Source organism: Shouchella sp. JSM 1781072 (assembly GCF_041949915.1).
Taxonomy (GTDB): domain Bacteria; phylum Bacillota; class Bacilli; order Bacillales; family Bacillaceae_D; genus Shouchella.
Genome location: NZ_JBHFQE010000001.1, coordinates 1,614,472 through 1,632,211, shown reverse-complemented (window position 1 = coordinate 1,632,211; position 17,740 = coordinate 1,614,472). Strand labels below are relative to the sequence as shown.

Below are 17,740 nucleotides of genomic sequence, written 5' to 3'. Positions count from 1 at the left end.
GACGTAAAGTCGATAAGCGGGGGCGTGTACATAAAATGTGCACGCTCTTTTTTATTGCATCCAGTTTGGCGTGTATTGCGCCATCATTGCGGCTAAAGTTGAGAAAAACCCAGTAAATAGTAGAATACCGAGAATAATCATGACAACGCCGCTTGTTTTCTGGATAATCGGTAAATAGCGATTGATTCGTTTGATTTTATGTAGCGAACGCGCCCATAGTAGCCCAATGAGTAAAAAGGGAATCCCTAACCCGATTGAATAAACGAGTAGTAAAAAAACGCCGTTCCAAATGGTTGCCGAGGTACTAGCCAACGTTAAAATGGCTGCCAAAACAAGGCCAATACATGGAGTCCAGCCAGCTGCAAATAAAAAACCAAATAAAAGAGATTTAGAGAAACTCGCCGCAGAATTTTGTGAAGGTTCCATACGTTTGTCTGTGAACAATGCGCGTATAGATATCAATCCCGTCATCTGTAGTCCGAACAAAATAATGACGATTCCACCTAGACGTTCTAATAATAATTGGTTGCTAATAAAGAGTTGTCCAAGCATCGTACTAGCTAAGCCAAAGAGCATAAACACAAGGGTAAAGCCAGCAATAAAGCCAAAACTTCTTGATAAAATTACTCTTCTCGGCGCAGCAATTGCTCCGTTTGTAACAGTCGTGCCTGTTAATTGTGACAAGTAAGCAGGCATTAATGGAAAGATACAAGGTGAAAAGAAAGAAACTAAGCCTGCGAAGAAAGCAATGCTTAACGTAACTTCCATTTAAATCAGCCCCTTAAAACAAAGATAAAATGTTATGTACTAGTCTATGACCTTTCTAAGTGTAACATGTTTAAACAAATGAAAGCGAATGCGATTGTATGGCTTTTTTGAACATTACGTGAGAATTGTCAAAGAACGCCTAAATACCTTGTAAATTAAGCGGAAATCCCTGCGAATCCTGTCTTTTTTTTGTATGATAAGTAAGATAGACTTGTAGTGAGTCTGTTTTTTTGTTCAGAAGACCTATAGGGGGGTCGAGCATGTGTTAAAAAAATGGAGTATTGTTGTCAGTGCTGTTATTGGAATGATGGCACTATCATTTATAATTTTTGTTGGCTTTATGCTAGCAGGCTCTTTTCAGCTAGATGAAGAAAAGTTAATGATGAATCGCTCCAGTGTTCTTGTTGATACAAATGGAGATGTGATTACAAATTTATATATGGAAAATCGTGAATTCGTTACGATTGACCAGATACCTGAGCATGTTCAGCACGGGTTTGTTGCGATGGAAGATTCACGGTTTTACGAGCATCAAGGAATTGATTTTAGAGCAATTGGACGAGCGTTATACCGAGATATTTTGGCAGGCGCAAAAGTCGAGGGTGGAAGTACGATCACTCAGCAGCTGGCAAAAAATTTATTTCTGTCAAATGAGAAGGCTTGGTTAAGAAAAACGAATGAAGTTTTAATTGCAATGAATTTGGAACGTCAATATAGCAAAGAAGAAATTCTAGAAATGTACTTAAATCAAATTTATTTTGGGCATGGTGCATACGGGATCGAGGCAGCATCGAATCTTTATTTTAATAAACCAGCTTCTGAATTAACCGTAAATGAAGGTGCTTCTTTAGTAGCAGTCGTCAACGCGCCAAGTACGTTTTCTCTTTTTAATGAGCCGGACCGTAACAAAGAACGTCGTGATTTAGTGTTAACAGTAATGGCGCAGCAATCATATCTATCAAGTGAAGAGGCGGAGACATATCAGGAAGTGCCGATTGAAACGGATCGTCAAGACCATGAGCTAGATGAAGCGCTATTTACGTATATTGATATGGTGATGGACGAGGCGAGTGAACGCTACAATATTAGCAATAATGAGCTACTAACAGGTGGCTATCGAATTGTTAGTCCGATTAATCTTGAGTTCCAGCATCAAACGTACGACGCCTTACATGATGAACAATACTATCCAGAAGGAAGTTCAGATGCACAAGGCGCGATGATGTTTATGGATGTCAATACGGGTGGCGTTTTAGCGGCTCAAGGAGGAAAAGATTATGTGCGGAAGGGATTAAACCGTCTGCATGTTAATCGGTCTCCAGCCTCTACATTTAAGCCATTAGCTGTTTATGCACCTGCTTTAGAAAGTGGTGTGTATCATCCGTATTCAATGTTAAAAGATGAACTGCTTCTTTATGAAGACGAAACGGAAAATGGCTACACACCGAGGAATGTTACAGGAGAATACAAGGGGGAATTAACATTGTATGATTCCCTTGTAGAGTCTGCAAATGCCCCTGCTGTTTGGTTATTAAATGAAATGGGCGTTAGCGATTCTGTAAATCAACTGCGGAAATTTGGCTTACAAGTGCCAGATCGACAGCTGTCGCTTGCTCTTGGTGGGTTATATGAAGGGGTTTCTCCTTATGAAATGACTCGTTCGTATCGCCCATTTGCACATGAAGGGCAGTTAATTGAGCCTCATGTGATTAAGGATCTATACGATCGAAACGGAAAACGTGTTGGCGGGGCAAATCAAGTGGAGACGGAAGTGATTTCCGAACAAACGGCTTGGTCGATGACGCGGATGCTGGAACAAGTAATGAACGAAGGTACAGGAGCAACAGGTGCGCAAATGACTTCGCCTATAGCTGGTAAAACTGGTACTCAAGGCTATCCGAATGTAGAAGGCGCTGTTCAGGATGCGTGGTTTGTTGGCTATACGCCTGAAGTGGTTGGTTCGGTTTGGATGGGGTATGATACAACAACGGACGAGCAGTATTTTACTGGTGGAAGTCAACATCCGACCCGTTTATTTCAAGCGATGGTGAATGAATTACCAGCTTCAAGCCAGGCAACGGCTTTTGCCAAGCCAGAAGGGGTAAAAGATTTAGAGCCACCCATAGCTATGGAAGAGATTAATGGCTTTGAAGCTAGCTATTCGCTTGGAGGGGATGGACTCTTAAGCGTTCAATTATCATGGGATGATTTTCAAGATGATCGAATGGAATATCACGTCTATGAAATCCATGGTGATGAACGAAGCAAAGTAGCCTCCAATTTAAAGGAACCAATTTACACCGAGGGGCGCTACAACCCGTTTAATATTCCAAGCTATCAAGTTGTTGCGTACGACCCGATTACAGAGGTAGAAGGGTCGGAATCGGCTATTCAAAAACCAAGCTTCGAATTTTCTTTATCCTTAAGTCAATAAAAGGGGACTGTTCCAAAGGTTGTTGATATCGCCTTTTTGGAACGAGTCTCTTTTTTTATCGTATTATTAAAGTTTACCAATATGGGCATACTACATATTATAGCTAACATGACGAAACCGTCTAAATCATTCGAATCCACGATGTCAATTAATCAAATGCCATTAAAATCTCAAAATTATACATCTTATTTTGACAAAATCCATCAAAATCATGACAATTGATTTGAGTGTGTATACAAGTCTTTAGAAGGTTATTATAGTTAAGGAGATAAAAGATTGAACGAAGTAAGCAGAAACGATGATTTTCTGTTTTTTTTCAAGTAAGATAGACATTGTGAGATTTGTTCGTTTTAGAGAGGTGGATTACATTGAGTATGGCGTTTAATGACACATTTTTGAAAGCATGTAGAGGGGAAGCCCACGATCATGTACCTGTTTGGTATATGAGACAAGCAGGACGTTCGCAGCCTGAATACAGAAAAATTAAAGAAACGCATGGTTTGTTTGAGATTACACATGATCCAGAACTTTGTGCTTATGTGACAAAGCTACCTGTTGATCAATATAACAATGATGCAGCCATTCTTTATAAAGACATTATGACACCGCTACCTTTTATCGGGGTAGATGTAGAGATTAAGTCTGGCGTAGGTCCGGTGATTTATAACCCTATTACATCAGAAAAAGACGTGGAGCAGCTAGGGGAATTAAACCCTGATAAAGATGTCGCTCACGTACTAGAAACCATTAAAATTTTGCGAACACAACTGAGCGTTCCTTTGATAAGTTTTGCAGGTGCTCCTTTTACCTTGGCGAGCTATATGATTGAAGGGGGACCTTCCAAAAACTATCATAAAACAAAAGCGTTCATGCATTCTGATCCAAAAGCATGGCATCTTTTAATGGACAAACTTGGTTCTATGACGATCGCCTATGTGAAAGCCCAAGTAGCAGCTGGTTCACAAGCCATTCAGTTATTTGATTCTTGGGTCGGCGCTTTAAGTGTGAGTGATTATAATCGGTTTATTAAACCAGTCATGGATCGAATTTTGACGGAAGTGAAAATGGATGGCATTCCACTTATTTTACACGGTGTAGGGACGCCGCATTTAATGAAAACGTGGAAAGATATGCCTGCTGATGTTATTGGTTTAGACTGGCGAACAACGATTGATGAAGCAAGAGAGCTAGGGATAAACAAAACGGTTCAAGGAAATTTAGACCCGTCTATTTTACTTGCGCCTTGGCATGTCATTGAACAAGAAACAAAAGCAATATTAGATCAAGGCTTAAAAAGCAATCATTTTATTTTTAATTTAGGTCAAGGTGTATTTCCGGAAGTTTCTCCAGATACGTTACGACGGTTGACTGCATTTATTCATGAATACTCAGCAGAATTCAAGCAAAAGGGGTAGTAAGAATGAAGAAGAAAATTGGCTTACTTGTGATGGCTTACGGTACGCCTCGTAAAAAAGAGGAGATTGAGCCTTATTATACGCATATACGCCACGGGCGCCCGCCTTCTGAGGAAGCGTTACAAGATTTAACCGATCGCTATGAAGCAATTGGTGGGATTAGTCCACTTGCGCATATTACGGAGCAACAAGCAAATGGCTTAGCGGACACACTTAACAAGCGCTATGATCAATTTGAATTTATTCCTTATTTAGGATTAAAGCATATCGCACCATTTATTGAGGATGCTGTGCAGCAAATGCATCAAGATGGAATTGAAGAAGCGGTTTCTATTGTACTCGCTCCTCATTTTTCTACATTTAGCGTGAAGTCCTATAATGGCCGGGCACAAAAGGAAGCAGAAACGTTAGGCGGACTGACGATTAAATCGGTTGAAAGCTGGTACACAGAACCTAAATTTTTAGCCTATTGGACGGAAAAAATTCAAGAAGAAATGAAGAAGGTTCAATCAAAAGAGGATCTCTGTGTCATTTTCTCTGCACATAGTTTACCGGAAAAAATCATTGCAGCAGGAGACCCGTATCCACAGCAGCTTGAAGAAACGGCAACACTGCTAGCAGAAGCTGCAAACATTCCTCATTACGAAATCGGTTGGCAGAGTGAAGGGAATACGCCTGATCCATGGTTAGGTCCAGATGTGCAAGACTTGACGCGCCATTTGCATGCTGAGCATGGATACAAAGCATTTATGTATTGTCCTGTAGGGTTTGTAGCTGAGCATTTAGAAGTACTCTATGATAATGATTATGAATGTAAAGTTGTCACAGATGAACTCGGTGCTACGTATCTTAGACCACCAATGCCAAATGATCATCCACAGTTTTTAGACGCAATGGCAGATGCGATTGAAAAACAATTTGTTACGGCGGATCAATATGAGTCGTGATGTAGCCATCATCGGAGCTGGCGCAACAGGTTTATCCGCAGCGCTATGGTTGGAAGACCATACTTCTCTTACGTATGACATCTTTGAACAAAAGCAGGCGGCTGGTGGAAAAGTCGTAACCTCGATTAAAGATGGATTTATTATGGAAGGTGGCGCTGATTCTTATTTGGAACGAAAAACGGCGATGACGAAGCTCATTGAACGAGTTGGTTTACAAGACGAATTGATTCGCAATGAAGTCGGACAAGCGTTCATTTTAAAAAATGGTACGTTATATCCTAATCCGAAAAGAACCGTTTTAGGTATACCAACAGATATTGAAGAGTTTATGAAAACGGATCTGCTTTCACCTGAGGGAAAGGAAGAAGTTCTGAAAGAATATGAAAAACCGCAAGCGCCAAGAACAAATGGAGACATTTCACTAGGGGATTTTTTCGAATTTCGATTAGGAAAAGAAATGGTACGTTCCCTGATCGAGCCTCTATTAGGCGGAATATACGGTGGGAACATCTATCAACTTAGCATGAAGGCGACATTTCCACATTTTCTTAAAATGGAAGAAGAAGAGGGTAGTTTGTTGCGCGCGTTAGCGCAGAAACAACAGCCAAATACGGATACAAAGAAACAGGGAATGTTTTTAACCGTTAAAACAGGTCTTCAATCGGTGTTTGAAGCGGCTGTAAAAGAATTACGCGAAGACAGCGTTCATTTTCAAAAAGAAGTTGAAGAACTCGTTAAACTAGAAAATGGTAGCCATATGATTCAACTAGCGGATGGTGAGCAAAAAGGTCCGTATGCAGCTGTTTTGGTTACGGTTCCTCCCAAAAAAGCGACCTCTTTTATACGCGATACAAATTTACGTCAACACCTTGAAGGTTTAAACGCGACAAGTTGTGCAACGGTTGCACTAACATTTCCTGAGGAAGCAATTGATAACCCTTATGAAGGAACAGGCTTTGTTGTTGCCAGAGATGGGGAAGAGTCTATTACAGCTTGTACATGGACGGATGTTAAGTGGCCTCATACAGGAAAGCAAGGAAAAACTTTAATGAGAGCATATGTCGGAAAGCCTGACCAACCAGAGATTGTTCAAGAGAATGACGAAACCATACTACGAACGGTTATTGCTGATTTAAAAACAATTATGAATGTGAAGGCTGATCCAGAGATTGTCAACATTACTCGTTGGAATGAAGCAATGCCGCAATATAAGCTTGGTCACGTTGAACGTGTTGCAAAGTTGCGACAGTATGTTGCAGAAACGATGCAAGGTTTGTATTTGGCGGGTGCGGCATTTGATGGTGTAGGTGTTCCTGATTGTGTCAGACAAGGAAATGAAGTTGCCAAGAAAATAGCTGAAACCGTAAAGTGACGTGAGCTTCTCACGTCACTTTTTTCGGTCGATAAATGAAAGGTCGAAAGAAATGATATCGTTATAAAATGGAACGACCTTATGAAAACAATTAATGCATATAATAAGAGGAACGAATTTCTTCGAGACGCTCGATCGCCTTATTGTTATAGACGATGGTTTCAAGCTCTTTCTTTGAATACGTTCGTTTTTTAATTTGAATGGAAAAGAACAAAATGGAAAAAGTCATACGTTTATTTACCTCCTTTCAAAGGAGGTGCTGCTTTAGGTAAAGCCTGGCACCTCATCGATCATCATTAATAAATACGTTTGCTGTGGGTAGTGCATAATTGTCATTTCCGACACTCCTTTTCTAGAATTTTCCATTAAATAGGCATAAAAAATACAGGTTCATTGAAAAGGCAATTTTTTGCCCATCGTTTACCTGCTCACATACGTATCCGATTTAATGAGAATAGTAATTAACGTAAATCGCGTGAACAAAACGAGTCATATTGAATTGTTGTTGGACGTTTTAATGTGATCATCATCTTGTTCATCTCCTTTTCGTTAATATAAAGTAAATCATAAACGATGTTCACAAATTTGTAAATATTTTTTTAATGAAATCTTTCAATTATTTTTAAATTTCCCCGATGATTTCGTCTCTGTTTGTCTTAATTTGTTTGTGCTATAATAGGAAAGATGTGCTGGATTCCGATTTTGAGTCCATCCAAAGGGGAGTTGACGATGAAAAGCGATAAAGAGATAATCAAAGTTCTAAGTTCAATCCGTCATGATTGGTTGAATGTCATGCAGCTCATTAAAGGAAATGTTGCATTAGGGCATTATGACCGTGTGGATACGATTATCGCTGACGCTGTTTTTCAAACTGCTAATGAGAGTCGGTTGTGTAGTCTCGACCTACCGAAAACCGCAGTAACAATCTTAGAGAAAAAATATTCGCAAATGAACCACGTTTTGGATATTGAAGTTGATGGTGTTCTTTTTTCGTTAGCTAAATATGATGAACAGCTAGCGCACGCATTTTCGCAGTTCTTTTTATCATATGAGACGTTACTGGAAAATGACACAAGTCAACTGCACATTGTCTTCACTTTTTTTGATTCTTCTTGTTTAATTGAAATCAGCTCTGACCATGATTTTAATAATGAAGAAGTGTTATATAGGAGTTTAGAACCGTTAAACGATTGGTTTAAAATAGAAACTGTAAATAGTGATACGTTCGGCGTGACAGTACTTATTAATGTGTAGCTGTCCAGAGCGTTTTAGAGGTGGAAAAGAATATGTTTATAGATAAAGTGAAAGTATATGCAAAAGGTGGCGACGGTGGAAACGGCATGGCCGCTTATCGTCGTGAAAAATATGTGCCAGATGGTGGGCCTGCAGGTGGCGATGGCGGCCGTGGCGCTAATGTGGTCTTAAAAGTGGATGAAGGCCTACGGACACTAATGGATTTTCGATATAACCGACATTTTAAAGCAAAACGTGGTGAACACGGGATGTCTAAAAGTATGCACGGGAAAAATGCAAAGGATTTAATTGTTTCTGTGCCACCCGGTACCACTGTGACAGATGAGGCAACAGGTGCGCTAATTGCGGATTTAACTGAACATGGTCAAACGGCTATTGTCGCAAAAGGAGGCCGTGGCGGTCGTGGAAATATTCGTTTTGCCACACCTGTTAATCCGGCTCCAGATCACGCTGAAAATGGTGAACCTGGAATTGAACGAGATATTATTCTTGAACTTAAAGTGCTTGCAGATGTTGGTCTCGTAGGATTTCCTTCTGTAGGAAAATCAACATTACTTTCAATTGTTTCAGCGGCAAAGCCTAAAATTGCAGACTATCATTTTACAACGATCACGCCTAACTTAGGTGTTGTTGATACAGCGGACAATCGTAGTTTTGTTATGGCTGATTTACCAGGATTAATTGAAGGGGCACATGAAGGTGTAGGCCTCGGTCATCAGTTCTTGAGACATATTGAACGAACGCGCGTTATTGTTCATTTAATTGATATGTCAGCCCTAGAGGGGAGAGATCCCATTGATGATTACAAGAAAATCACAACAGAACTTGAGCAGTACAATTATCGCTTAACAGAGCGACCACAAATTGTTGTTGCCAATAAAATGGACATGCCTGGTGCAGCTGAAAACCTAGAACGATTTAAGCAGGAGATGGGTGATGATGTTAAAGTTCATTCTATGTCGGCAATTACGAGAGAAGGGGTCCGAGAACTTCTTTTAACGATAGCTGATGAACTTGAACATGCGCCGGAGTTTCCGCTACACGATAAAGAAACAGATGAAGAGGCGAGAGTGGTCTATCGCCACGAAACACCTATTGAACCGTTTATTATTACACGTGCAGATGATGGTGTGTTTGAAGTTGCTGGTGCCGAGCTAGAACGAGTATTTAAAATGACAGACTTCGCTCGAGATGAGTCCGTCCGTCGCTTTGCTCGTAAGTTGAGAAGAATGGGCGTCGATGCTTCTTTACGAGAAAAAGGAGCAAAAGACGGAGATATGGTCCGAATTATGAAATTTGAATTTGAATTTATTGAATAGACGTAGACAGTGAATGTGAATAGGGGGATACCAAAGGTGAGTGAGAACCAGTTTTTTCTTGTTAGAGAAGACATGTTAACGGATGCGATGCAGCGTACGTTAGAAGCGAAAGCCTTGCTTTCTACTGGAAAAGCAGCAAAAATCAACGAAGCCGTTCAACTTGTAGGCCTTAGTAGGAGTGCATTTTACAAATATAAGGATGGTATTTTCCCATTCCATTCCGTGAACAAAGAGAGAATTATTACGCTAATGATTAACCTTGAGGATCGATCTGGTACGTTATCGGATTTGTTGCAAATTGTGGCGAGTACAGGTGCAAATATTTTAACCATAAATCAAACGATTCCGCTTCAAGGTCGAGCTAGTATTACCTTATCAGTCGACACAGCCCCTATCACAATGGGGCTGCATGAATTATTCGCAAAAATGAAATCGCTTGAAGCAGTCGAACGCGTAGAAATGGTTGGTTCTGGCTCATAGAGAGAAAAGGAGTGGAGATTTGATGAAGAAAATTGGTTTCTTAGGACCGAGAGGAACATTTACTGAAATGGCGGCAAAATTTATGTTTCCGCAAGATGAAAGAATTCCGTTAAAAACGATACCGAAAACAATTGATCTCGCTTTTAACAAAGGAACAGATTATGCAGTTGTCCCAATTGAAAATGCCATTGAAGGAACAGTAAATGTCACTTTAGATTATTTAATTCATCAAAAACCAATGCCTATTGTTGCGTCTGTATCAATTGGTATCGCGCATCATTTGTTAACAGCTTCAAGAAAAGACTTTGCGTCACTAGCGCCTAAGAAGATCATTTCACACCCGCAAGCTTTGGCACAGTGTCATCGTTTTATTCAACAACACTTTCCTGATGTGACAATTGAGCATGCGGATTCAACTGCCCAAGCAGCCGCAGCTCTCGCCAAAAATCAGGATGAGGATGTATGTGTCATTGCAAACCGGGAAGCGGCGAATCTTTACGGATTAAAAATTGCTGCTGAAGATATTCATGATTACCGTGAAAATCAAACCCGCTTTCTTGTTGTATCTGCACATGCCGATGCGACACCAATCGTACCTCCAAGTGCGCAGACTGGTGAAGTAACAACTTTAATGATTACGTTGCCGTTAGATTTTACCGGCGCACTTCATCAAGTATTGTCCGCATTCGCTTGGCGAAAGTTAAACCTTTCTAAAATTGAATCGAGGCCTACAAAAACCGGTTTAGGAAACTATTTCTTTATTATTGATGTAGAACAATTAATGGATGATGTTCTCTTACCTGGAGCTATTGCTGAATTAAGTGCGCTAGGTTGTAAAGTTGATGTACTTGGAAGCTATTGTGCGTATAGCGATCAGCTCGTCCAGGCTGGAAAAGGTTGATAGCAAAAAGTCTTTCGTTTTTTAACGAAAGACTTTTTTTGCCCCTGCTTAATCTTCTTTAAGTAAAAACCCTTTTTCTTCAAGTTGTTTTAAGGCAATCTCAATCTGTGCCTCCGTTTTTGCTTCGACAAGATGTAAATGAACCCCGTTCGTCAGTTGTGATAATAAATTCGCTTTGTGTGTTTCTAAGCGCTCGCAAAAATCAGAAACGTCTTGTCGACTCGATAACCGTAGCGTACCGGTAATTTCTCCGTAAATCGCGTGTTCAATCGTTACATCTACAACGGTTAATCCGCAATCAACAAAGATATTCAGCTCTTCTTTCGTATCGCTAGGAGAATGTTGAACAGGGACTAATCGTTGAATTCGTTTTTCTTGTTTTTGTTGCAAGTATAAATACCCTTGAGCTGTAGAAAAAATTGGCTCTCCTTTTGCTTTCAAAATCGACATGTCTTGTACAATAACTTGTCGACTAACACCTGAACGCCTCGCTAAATCACTACCAGTTATCGGTTTTCCTTCTTCGATTAACCAATCTAGAATAGCGGAACGTCTTTCTGTTGAAATTAGTTTTTTTGATTGATTTTTCAATGCTATCACCTTATTAAGAGAGTCTTAAATGTATTGATTAAAAAAGAAATGTCTTCTTCTGTTGTGGGCTCACCAAAAGTAACCCTTACATATTGTTCGGCGAAGTCTTTTGAATACCCTAGTGCGCGTAAAGATTCGGGCGGTCCAGATTGTCCAGCTCGACAAGCAGAACCGACTGCAATGCATGCGCCAATTCGATCACACTCTAGCATAAATTGCTGACCACTCCAGCCATTGATAAACAATCCTAAGTGAAACGGTAAGCGCTCTTGAACACCACATCCTACAAGAGTAACACGGTCAGTCAGTTCAGATAGAAGCTGAGTCTGAAAGCGTTGATGTCGATTCATCAATTTCCCTTGGACGATCATCGCATGCTCTAAAGCGACGGTAAAAGCAGCAACGGCAGGGGTATCAACGGTGCCAGGACGCATGCCATATTCATGACGAACATGAGATAAGAAGGGTTTAAAATGATGCTCCCCAGAAACATACATAATCCCTAATCCTTTTGGTGCATAAAGTTTGTGGGCAGAAAAACTAGCTGCGTCAACTTGTGTTAAATCGATTGGGATTTTTCCTAGTGCTTGTACACAGTCGCTATGAAATAGTATACCATGTCGATGTAAAATCTCACTAAGAATGTCGATGTTTTGCAAAGTGCCAATTTCACTGGAAGCCATGCCGATGGAACAAATTATCGTGTCTTTTCTAATTTGAGACAACAAAGACGTTAGGCAAACGCAGCCTTGTTGGTCAACATCAACATAATCAACTTCAAACCCTTGCGATTTCAAATATTGATAAGTGGACAAAATGGACGGATGCTCTGTTTTAATCGTTAATAAGTGAGTGCCTTTATGAGAAAGAGCATTTGCTAGTGAAACGATTGCTAGAAAGTTTGCTTCTGAGCCAGATCCAGTAAAAAAAATTTCATCATCTTTTACACCCAGTTGTGACGCTATACGATGTCGGTAATCGTTTAAATGCCAATCAGCTTGAACCCCTAGTCTATGTACGCTAAGAGGGTTTGCATAGTACTCTTTTGCACACGTTGTATAGGCTATAAGTGCTTCTTCTGACATAGGTGAAGTAGAACTGTAATCAAAATAACGCATATCTGCTCCTTAAAAAAATGTAGTTGTGTTTTCTTTTATTCTATGTAAATATAGGTGACAAGACAAGTGTAAATTACATGAAAGGAGGGAAGGTTTGAAAACAGTCATTATTATAGGTTCGGGTATAGCTGGTTTAATGGCAGCTCATCATCTTGCTGACGAGTGTAATGTGATTATTTTCACAAAATCGAATTATAGAGATAGCAATTCCGCTCGTGCGCAAGGGGGGATAGCCGCTGCCGTGGCCTCTCACGATTATCCAAGAAGCCATTTTGAGGATACGATGCAAGCAGGGAAAGGCGTTAACGATGAGGCCCTTGTTGAAATGGTGACAAAAGAAGCGGCAGATTTTATTCATGAACTAGAAAATGCAGGTGTTGCATTTGAGAAAATAAACGGTGAATATGCACTTGGTCAAGAAGGTGCCCATCAACATCACCGAATTCTTTTTGCAAATAATGATCAAACAGGTAACGCGATCGTGACGGCTCTCTGGAATCAAGTCAAGAATCGTGTCAACGTCTATGAACATACGAATGTAACAGCGTTGAGTGTAAATGGGAAAGAGGTAACAGGGGTGCAAACTCCTTATGGAGTATGGGCAGCAGATGCGGTTGTTTTAGCGACTGGTGGAATTGGGCAGCTGTACGCATTTAATTCAAATGCACCTACCGCAACCGGAGAAGGAATGTATTTAGCCTATTGCGCAGGTGCTGTTTTAAAAGATATGGAATACATCCAATTCCATCCGACTATCTTAAAAAGCGCACGAGCTGTATTAATAAGCGAAGCTGTTCGAGGCGAGGGAGGACAGTTAATTAATAGCCAAGGTGAGAGAGTCTTGCGTCATTATCCAAAGATGGACTTAGAAGGAAGAGATGTAGTGGCAGCTGTTCTTCATAAGGCGTTACGAAATGGTGAACAAATTTACTTAGACGTACGCAAACTAAAAACGTTTAGCGAACGATTTCCGTTTATCGATCGAGCGTGTAAAGAGGAAGGCTTTGATCCAATGAAAGATCCTCTTCCTGTAATGCCGGGAGCTCATTTTGTTTGTGGAGGGGTTGAAGTAGATAAACATGGAAAAACAGCTGTTGAGCGATTATACGCAATCGGTGAGGTTGCTTGCACAGGCATTCACGGATCGAATCGATTAGCGAGTAATTCGTTACTTGAAGCTGTTTATTTCGCGAAAAAGTGTGCAACAGATATTTTGTCTAACGTTGAACAGAAGGAACATGGATATGACTTGGAACAACAACCTAGTCAAGCCCATGCGCTGCCTTCCCGTCAAGAACTACAGCAAAGAATGATGAGTCATGTAGGCATTGAACGAACAGCAAAAAGTTTAGTTGAAATGAAGACGTGGTTAGAGTCTTATCGCCAGTTCCCTACTTTACAAAGTGTTCCACTAGAGGATAAAGCGATGTTTGAACTAGCAAGTATCATCACATATGCAGCGATAGAAAGAGAAGAGTCAAGAGGTACACATCGGAGAAAAGATTTTCCAAATGAATCAGTAAAATGGAGAAATCAAGCTATTACATTCCAACGTGGAATCATGTCGGTTTGCAAACGGGGAGGTTAACGTGAATTCTATTAAACTACAACAATCAATTCGGGATTTTTTAGTTGAAGATATTGGCTATGGTGATAAAACGGCAGAATCCATATTTGATAATTCTATACCGATTGTAACAGCTCAGATGATTGCAAAAGATCATGGTGTTTTTTCTGGAAGTGAAGTGATTCATCTTTTTTATAACCAGTTAAACGAGTCGATTGAAACGAGTTGTAAAAAGAAAGAGGGAGAAATCGTTAAAAAGGGCGATGTCATCGCAGAATTTACAGGTGATGCAAGAACCATACTTCAAGGGGAACGCGTGTTATTAAATATCATACAACGAATGTGTGGAATTGCTTCAATTGTTTATCGGGCAAACGAATGTTTAAACGATTCAAGCATTCGTATTTGTGATACTAGAAAAACGTTGCCAGGGTTGAGAATGTTTGATAAAGCTGCGTGCCGAGCTGGTGGGGGGTACAACCATCGTTTTGGACTTGATGACGGGGTGATGTTAAAAGAAAATCATATTGCTGCATGCGGATCGATTAAAGAAGCTGTTCAGCGGGTTAAAAGCATTCTAGGACCAATGGCAAAAATTGAAGTTGAAACAACAAATCAATCTGAAGTAGAAGAGGCCGTTGCGTCTGGAGTAGATGTGATCATGTTTGACCACGCTACGGCTGATCAAGTCAGACTTTATCAGCAGTTGGTGCCTGAAACAACGATAACGGAAGCTTCAGGGAATATTGATTTGAACAATATCCATACATTTGCTGGTACAGGTGTTCATTATATTTCTTTAGGGTTTTTGACACATTCTGTAAAAGCATTGGATTTAAGCTTGTTACTTAAATGAATGTCATCACACAAAAACGTATGTCATTGGAAAAGTGACTCACTTGAGAAAGGATGAAAGACGTGGCGATAACAAAAACCGTCTCTCTTCCCGATGAGTATCGCGCTCTATCGATGGAAGAAAAAATAAACAGAATCAAAGCTGCGAAAGCATTTTTCGGAGAACGTTTGTTCATTCCAGGGCATCATTATCAGAGAGAAGATGTGATTCAATTTGCTGATTTTACAGGAGATTCACTGCAGCTTGCAAAAAAATGTGGCGAAAGTAATGCAGAATTTATTGTGTTTTGTGGGGTCCATTTTATGGCAGAAACGGCAGACATTTTAACAAATTCCACGCAACGAGTGTTACTACCAGATTTAGCAGCAGGCTGTTCAATGGCGGATATGGCAACGCTCTCACAAACGAAGAGGGCTTGGAACACACTAACGGATATGTATGGAGATTCAATCGTGCCTCTTACCTACGTAAATTCTACGGCAGAAATTAAAGCATTTTGTGGTGAAAACGAGGGCGCTTGTTTAACTTCTTCAAATGCTAAAGAAATGGTTCAATGGGCATTGACTAAAAAGCAACGGATTTTATTTTTGCCAGATCAACACTTAGGGCGAAATACTGCATATGACTTAGGAATTCCGCTTTCGGAGATGGCCGTTTGGTGTCCAATAAAAAATGAACTGGAGTTTACAGATGAAGCGAATAGAGAGAATGTGCAAGTCATTCTTTGGAAAGGTCATTGTTCCGTTCATGAAAAATTTACCGTTAACCACATACAAGAATTACGAAACAAAGATCCACAAATCAATATAATCGTTCATCCAGAGTGTAGCCATGAGGTCGTTCAAGCGGCTGATGAAGCAGGGAGTACCCATCACATTATTCAGATCATTGAAAAAGCTGAATCAGGAAGTAAATGGGCAGTAGGAACGGAAATGAATTTAGTAAATCGTTTGGCAATGAAGCATACTGATAAGACAATCAAGTCATTAAATCCTTATATGTGTCCTTGTTTAACGATGAATCGAATTGATATAGAGCACCTTTGCTGGTCACTTGATTCTTTAAAAAATGGAACGTATCAATTCCAAATTAGTGTACCACCTGACATTTCCAAGTATGCAATGATTGCGCTAGATCGAATGTTAATTTCAGTGAAATAAAAAATTACAACCTCTTCGGCATATGCGATCCTTCATGTTCATATGATTTTTTTAAGAGAACATTATGGAGATTGTACGCATATAGTGTACGAATGCCTATAACAGGGGGAATGACCCGATGAGAATTCATATTGTACAAAAGGGAGAAACTGTAGGGAAATTAGCGGATAAATATGATTTATCAGCTAAGCAAATTAAGCAAGCAAACCATACGATCACAAATCCCGAGATGTTGATGCCTGGAATGAAAGTGAAAATCCCTTCGCCAACGGTTGCTGTCCGTAAAGAAAAGACAGTGAAAAAAGAGGAAAAACCTGTAACAAGCAAAAAAGAAAAAATTCAACCTTTAAAAAATCCTAAAACAAACGCGAGTGAAATCCAAACGTTTGATGTACCAAAAACACTAGAGGCGCCACCAAAAACGGAGAAAAAATACCAATCAGAACCGAAACCACTTCCGCCAAAGCCTCCATGTTCTTCATGTGGAAATCAATCCAGTCAGTATATGCCGACACAAAACCAGAGCAATCCGTCCACACAGCCTCAAAATAATAACGTAGAGCATATGATGAATCAATGGAACTCTTCTCAAGGTTCAATGCAAAATACTTATGCTCCCCAAACAGAGAGCATGAATGGAAACCATCACGCACCGATGCAAGAAATGGGCGGAATGAATGGAAACCATCACGCACCAATGCAAGGAATGGGCGGAATGAATGGCAATCATCACGCACCGATGCAAGGGATGAATGGCAATCAGCACATGCCGATGCAAGGAATGGGTGGAATGAATGGAAATCATCATGCGCCGATGCAAGGAATGGGCGGAATGAACGGAAATCAGCATGCGCCAATGCAAGGAATGGGTGGAATGAATGGAAATCATCACGCCCCGATGCAAGGAATGGGTGGAATGAATGGAAATCATCATGCGCCGATGCAAGGAATGGGTGGAATGAATGGAAATCATCACGCCCCGATGCAAGGAATGGGTGGAATGAATGGAAATCATCATGCGCCGATGCAAGGAATGGGCGGAATGAACGGGAACCAGCATGCGCCAATGCAAGGAATGGGTGGAATGAATGGAAATCATCACGCGCCGATGCAAGGAATGGGCGGAATGAATGGAAATCATCATGCGCCCATGCAAGGAATGGGCGGAATGAACGGAAATCATCACGCACCGATGCAAGGAATGGGCGGAATGAACGGAAATCATCACGCACCAATGCAAGGAATGAATAATGAACAAGAACAACCAACATTTGTAAAGAAAGATGGACAATGGAATACAGCGAATACAAGTTGGTTTTATCCGCAAATGGAGCAACAGTACCAGCCTCAACCTCAATACGAAAATCATAATGGATACCGACAAGCAGTCCCGCACAATCAAGCGCCACAGTGGGAGACGATGCATGCATCGCCTTCTTCATATGCACCTTATGAGCCAAAAGAACAACTCAATAATTATGATGAAACAGACGATCAAGAAAGCTAATTTACCATCCAACAACTAACAGATTAGAATCCCTCTTTTAGTGGACACTAT

16 protein-coding genes are annotated in these 17,740 nt (G+C 40.5%); 12 read left to right on the top strand and 4 right to left on the bottom strand.

Going from position 1 to position 17,740, the window contains the following annotated elements:
• Nucleotides 1–51: 51 nt before the first annotated feature.
• The gene (locus tag ACE1TH_RS08705) at nt 52–768 is read right to left on the bottom strand and encodes a cytochrome c biogenesis CcdA family protein (protein ID WP_176554183.1); all 717 of its coding nucleotides are present in this window, start codon (nt 766–768) and stop codon (nt 52–54) included.
• A 262-nt stretch (nt 769–1,030) separates the two neighbouring features.
• Between ACE1TH_RS08705 and ACE1TH_RS08700 the strand changes: the two genes are divergently transcribed.
• From ACE1TH_RS08700 to hemG, 4 genes are all read left to right on the top strand, one after another.
• Nucleotides 1,031–3,202 carry a transglycosylase domain-containing protein gene (locus ACE1TH_RS08700; RefSeq protein ID WP_255301103.1) on the top strand — a complete coding sequence of 724 codons (2,172 nt, stop codon included), beginning with the start codon at nt 1,031–1,033 and terminating at the stop codon, nt 3,200–3,202.
• A 374-nt stretch (nt 3,203–3,576) separates the two neighbouring features.
• Nucleotides 3,577–4,617 carry a uroporphyrinogen decarboxylase gene (hemE, locus tag ACE1TH_RS08695; protein ID WP_373454096.1) on the top strand — a complete coding sequence of 347 codons (1,041 nt, stop codon included), beginning with the start codon at nt 3,577–3,579 and terminating at the stop codon, nt 4,615–4,617.
• A gap of 5 nt (nt 4,618–4,622) precedes the next feature.
• A complete protein-coding gene (gene hemH / locus ACE1TH_RS08690; RefSeq protein ID WP_099300290.1) occupies nt 4,623–5,564 on the top strand; it encodes a ferrochelatase in 942 nt (313 codons plus the stop codon).
• The gene (gene hemG / locus ACE1TH_RS08685; RefSeq protein ID WP_375078739.1) at nt 5,554–6,936 is read left to right on the top strand and encodes a protoporphyrinogen oxidase; all 1,383 of its coding nucleotides are present in this window, start codon (nt 5,554–5,556) and stop codon (nt 6,934–6,936) included. Before hemH ends, hemG begins: the two co-directional genes overlap by 11 nt.
• 91 nt (nt 6,937–7,027) lie before the next feature.
• On the opposite strand, the gene ACE1TH_RS08680 is transcribed toward hemG, so the two are convergent.
• Nucleotides 7,028–7,165: a YrzI family small protein gene (locus ACE1TH_RS08680; RefSeq protein WP_099300292.1), complete on the bottom strand. Its 138-nt coding sequence runs from the start codon at nt 7,163–7,165 to the stop codon at nt 7,028–7,030.
• A gap of 500 nt (nt 7,166–7,665) precedes the next feature.
• On the opposite strand from ACE1TH_RS08680, the gene ACE1TH_RS08675 reads away from it, so the two are divergent.
• Genes ACE1TH_RS08675 through pheA form a run of 4 tightly spaced genes read left to right on the top strand, consistent with a single transcriptional unit; the run spans nt 7,666 to nt 10,890 of the window.
• Nucleotides 7,666–8,190: a Spo0B domain-containing protein gene (locus ACE1TH_RS08675; RefSeq protein WP_176554185.1), complete on the top strand. Its 525-nt coding sequence runs from the start codon at nt 7,666–7,668 to the stop codon at nt 8,188–8,190.
• Nucleotides 8,191–8,222: 32 nt separating this feature from the next.
• Nucleotides 8,223–9,509 carry a GTPase ObgE gene (gene obgE / locus ACE1TH_RS08670; protein WP_099300294.1) on the top strand — a complete coding sequence of 429 codons (1,287 nt, stop codon included), beginning with the start codon at nt 8,223–8,225 and terminating at the stop codon, nt 9,507–9,509.
• 36 nt (nt 9,510–9,545) lie between these two features.
• Nucleotides 9,546–9,989, top strand: a complete 444-nt coding sequence (locus ACE1TH_RS08665; RefSeq protein WP_099300295.1) for an ACT domain-containing protein — start codon at nt 9,546–9,548, stop codon at nt 9,987–9,989.
• A gap of 22 nt (nt 9,990–10,011) precedes the next feature.
• A complete protein-coding gene (pheA, locus tag ACE1TH_RS08660; RefSeq protein WP_375078738.1) occupies nt 10,012–10,890 on the top strand; it encodes a prephenate dehydratase in 879 nt (292 codons plus the stop codon).
• Between the two features lie 48 nt (nt 10,891–10,938).
• On the opposite strand, the gene ACE1TH_RS08655 is transcribed toward pheA, so the two are convergent.
• Both ACE1TH_RS08655 and ACE1TH_RS08650 read right to left on the bottom strand, forming a co-directional pair.
• Nucleotides 10,939–11,481, bottom strand: coding sequence for a transcription repressor NadR (locus tag ACE1TH_RS08655; RefSeq protein WP_099300297.1), 543 nt, complete (start codon nt 11,479–11,481; stop codon nt 10,939–10,941).
• Between the two features lie 5 nt (nt 11,482–11,486).
• Nucleotides 11,487–12,599: a cysteine desulfurase family protein gene (locus tag ACE1TH_RS08650; protein ID WP_375078737.1), complete on the bottom strand. Its 1,113-nt coding sequence runs from the start codon at nt 12,597–12,599 to the stop codon at nt 11,487–11,489.
• 94 nt (nt 12,600–12,693) lie between these two features.
• On the opposite strand from ACE1TH_RS08650, the gene nadB reads away from it, so the two are divergent.
• From nadB to ACE1TH_RS08630, 4 genes are all read left to right on the top strand, one after another.
• Complete coding sequence (nadB, locus tag ACE1TH_RS08645) at nt 12,694–14,187, top strand: L-aspartate oxidase (RefSeq protein ID WP_375078736.1); 1,494 nt, start codon at nt 12,694–12,696, stop codon at nt 14,185–14,187.
• A gap of 1 nt (nt 14,188) precedes the next feature.
• Nucleotides 14,189–15,022 carry a carboxylating nicotinate-nucleotide diphosphorylase gene (gene nadC, locus ACE1TH_RS08640; RefSeq protein ID WP_375078735.1) on the top strand — a complete coding sequence of 278 codons (834 nt, stop codon included), beginning with the start codon at nt 14,189–14,191 and terminating at the stop codon, nt 15,020–15,022.
• A 62-nt stretch (nt 15,023–15,084) separates the two neighbouring features.
• The gene (gene nadA / locus ACE1TH_RS08635) at nt 15,085–16,182 is read left to right on the top strand and encodes a quinolinate synthase NadA (RefSeq protein ID WP_375078734.1); all 1,098 of its coding nucleotides are present in this window, start codon (nt 15,085–15,087) and stop codon (nt 16,180–16,182) included.
• A 118-nt stretch (nt 16,183–16,300) separates the two neighbouring features.
• On the top strand, nt 16,301–17,689 hold the full coding sequence (locus ACE1TH_RS08630) for a LysM peptidoglycan-binding domain-containing protein (protein WP_375078733.1): 1,389 nt from the start codon (nt 16,301–16,303) through the stop codon (nt 17,687–17,689).
• Nucleotides 17,690–17,740: the final 51 nt, after the last annotated feature.

What these genes read in the sequence shown, in the direction of transcription:
- ACE1TH_RS08705 (WP_176554183.1), bottom strand. Translation starts at nt 768, where the DNA reads ATGGAAGTTACGTTAAGCATTGCTTTCTTCGCAGGCTTAGTTTCTTTC.
- hemE (WP_373454096.1), top strand. Translation starts at nt 3,577, where the DNA reads ATGGCGTTTAATGACACATTTTTGAAAGCATGTAGAGGGGAAGCCCAC.
- hemH (WP_099300290.1), top strand. Translation starts at nt 4,623, where the DNA reads ATGAAGAAGAAAATTGGCTTACTTGTGATGGCTTACGGTACGCCTCGT.
- hemG (WP_375078739.1), top strand. Translation starts at nt 5,554, where the DNA reads ATGAGTCGTGATGTAGCCATCATCGGAGCTGGCGCAACAGGTTTATCC.
- ACE1TH_RS08680 (WP_099300292.1), bottom strand. Translation starts at nt 7,165, where the DNA reads ATGACTTTTTCCATTTTGTTCTTTTCCATTCAAATTAAAAAACGAACG.
- ACE1TH_RS08675 (WP_176554185.1), top strand. Translation starts at nt 7,666, where the DNA reads ATGAAAAGCGATAAAGAGATAATCAAAGTTCTAAGTTCAATCCGTCAT.
- obgE (WP_099300294.1), top strand. Translation starts at nt 8,223, where the DNA reads ATGTTTATAGATAAAGTGAAAGTATATGCAAAAGGTGGCGACGGTGGA.
- pheA (WP_375078738.1), top strand. Translation starts at nt 10,012, where the DNA reads ATGAAGAAAATTGGTTTCTTAGGACCGAGAGGAACATTTACTGAAATG.
- ACE1TH_RS08650 (WP_375078737.1), bottom strand. Translation starts at nt 12,599, where the DNA reads ATGCGTTATTTTGATTACAGTTCTACTTCACCTATGTCAGAAGAAGCA.
- ACE1TH_RS08630 (WP_375078733.1), top strand. Translation starts at nt 16,301, where the DNA reads ATGAGAATTCATATTGTACAAAAGGGAGAAACTGTAGGGAAATTAGCG.